Here is a 2430-nt window from a genome sequence, read left to right on the forward strand (position 1 = left end):
GACAATGTAAGACGTTCATTTGCGTAATGGGGTAATTCGTAACGTCCTGCAAAAAAAGCGGGTTGCATTGCAATTAATCGAACATTTTTATATTTTTTACCTTGACTGACAACCCATGCAATTTCTTTCTCACTCACTCCATAACTTAGAGTCATCGTCAATTGCATTGCAATCCCTATATGATTAAGATTTTTTAATATCTTAAGTCGTATTTTTAAAGGATTGGCATGACGTAGTGCTTGATTTGTCGCTATTTCTTCACCATCAAATTGTAATAAAACTAATAATTTATTTTTATAAGGTAATAATTTCTTATATGTTTCACCTTTTGATAATTGAATACCATTTGTTGGCAGATATATCTTTTTGACTTGATTTTGTGCGTATAGCCAATCGAAAATATCCCAAATTTGAGGGTGCAATAATGCTTCACCTCCAGTAATTTGAACTGAATCGATTTGCTCTTTTAGCAAAATTAAGTCTGTCATATATCGTTTAAACTGGTTTAGCGGTATAACCTTATCGCCTTTTGCATCGGCATAACATACTCGACAAGCGAGATCACATGCATTGGTTACTTCAACTAAAACAGTACATGTTTTGTTGTCACTTTGGTCAGCAAAGCTTTCACGCCATGTTTGATTATTGTTTGTCTGTTTAGTTGATGGGCAACATCCTGTCGTTGGATCACAACAACCATTTGCTGAATTACTTATAGAATTAAATACAGGGAAGTTAATTTTGTGATTTAAACTATATGATTTTCCCCATTGATCTTTATTGGATAGCCGATAAAAACGTTTATCATTTTCTAAAACAGCTTGGCGTATGCCATGAGTATCACATAGTTTTTTGATCATTACTTGTTCGTCATGCTCAAATACGCATGCTGGTGTATATGTTTTACATTGATCACACAAACTTATGGTTGTTTTAATGAGAATATCTTGATCACTTAACATAAATTTTTGATAAATATCAGTAGATGAGAGCGCTTGTAATTGTTTTTGAATGGTACTTAAATGAATACCTGTTTTTAGATCATACATAGTTTTTTCCTATCACCATGAATGTAGAATACATACGATACAAAGCATGTTCAGTAGTCGAAAAATGATTGTGGTAATCTTTGAGCATGCGCTGAACTTGTGCGGATGAAAAATCTAAATTGGCAACTTTTTCACTATATTGATGTGATTGTAATATGTCTTTGGCAAGTTGCTCTGGTAAAAGCTCAAATACTGCTTGACGCGTATATTCTACGTGTCTTAATTCATCATCAAGAACCGTTTGTACCGCCTTAGCAATATAAGGCTCGCTATTTGTAACTAAACAAGCATCTAAATGATACTCTAAAGAGTGTGTTACCCTTTTTTCTAAGAAGTGTGCATGTGCTAAAAAATGAGCTAATTTAAGCGTTTGCTGATCACGGTTATCTTTTTGAATATCTATGGTAAACGAGTTTGCCATGTACTGACGAATAATGTGATTAAAGCAATTCTCAATTGGAAGTTCTACTATAGGCTGCCTTATTTTGATAAGTGCTTTGTTGTACAATGCAACATGTTTATCTTCATCTTGCATGTGTTGCTGTACTTTATTTGATAGTTCTTCGGTATTTGCTGCATAATATGGAAAATAGTCAAGTACTCGTTGAGGGTATGCTTCACCATTTAAGTATAAATTAAGCACTGCTCCATGTAATGTTGGATCAGCACATACCATTCGATGAAAAGACTGTTTAATACGTGATATCAGATACATACTTTCCCCCTACACTTTTTTAATAAGTTGTTTAATTATAAAAAATTGATACGATCCATGTTGTAATAAACCCTAGCAGGCATATTCCTGCGAGATTGTGGACAGTACGTTCGTGTTTAGATAACAGTTTATGGAAAACTATCTCATCATATAGCATCACAGGAATGACACAGGCCAGTGCTATTACAGCAATCCTGTGCAAGCCAACAATAGATGTGATAAAAAAAACTCCAAATAAGACAATGGATATACCGTGAGCACGTTGCTCTTTAGGCGGTACTTTGCGATGATTAACATGTAGCCACACATCGTATGCCAGTACACTAAGATATGGCGCTACACCCGCTAAGAGCATCCAATTTATTTTCATTTTGATACATCCCACCAATGGGTTTTTCTATATTTTTAATATTTATTTAAACCAATTTTAAGAAATCTATTATTTAAGCACAATCTCACCTTTCCGATTCATCGTGACATTGCCTGCGAATTTGTTAGGATTTATAACATTGCCGTAGCCTGTAAAATTTTCAGGTTTAATTTCTTTACCTTTTTCATCGACAATAGAACTCCACTGATCCATGAGAATAGGGACTTTAAAACCGTTAAAAGTATTGTTTGTAATACGAACACGAGGGGAGTGGTCTAAAACGATGGCGTAGGCTT

At 34.4% G+C, this 2430-nt stretch carries 4 protein-coding genes; all 4 read right to left on the reverse strand.

The window, feature by feature from the left end; genetic code table 11:
• Positions 1-1049: radical SAM protein (locus GGG_RS0118685; protein WP_010117843.1), on the reverse strand; the 1049-nt coding region annotated here is incomplete at its 3' end.
• Positions 1042-1764: a hypothetical protein gene (locus tag GGG_RS0118690; RefSeq protein WP_010117844.1), complete on the reverse strand. Its 723-nt coding sequence runs from the start codon at positions 1762-1764 to the stop codon at positions 1042-1044. The genes GGG_RS0118690 and GGG_RS0118685, both read right to left, overlap by 8 nt.
• Positions 1765-1795: 31 nt before the next feature.
• Positions 1796-2134, reverse strand: a complete 339-nt coding sequence (locus GGG_RS0118695; protein ID WP_010117845.1) for a hypothetical protein — start codon at positions 2132-2134, stop codon at positions 1796-1798.
• Positions 2135-2203: 69 nt separating this feature from the next.
• Positions 2204-2430 (reverse strand): hypothetical protein (locus tag GGG_RS21105; RefSeq protein ID WP_010117846.1); only part of this gene is annotated, 227 nt, incomplete at its 5' end.

This window comes from Acinetobacter sp. P8-3-8, assembly GCF_000214135.1.
In the GTDB taxonomy this organism is placed as follows: domain Bacteria; phylum Pseudomonadota; class Gammaproteobacteria; order Pseudomonadales; family Moraxellaceae; genus Acinetobacter.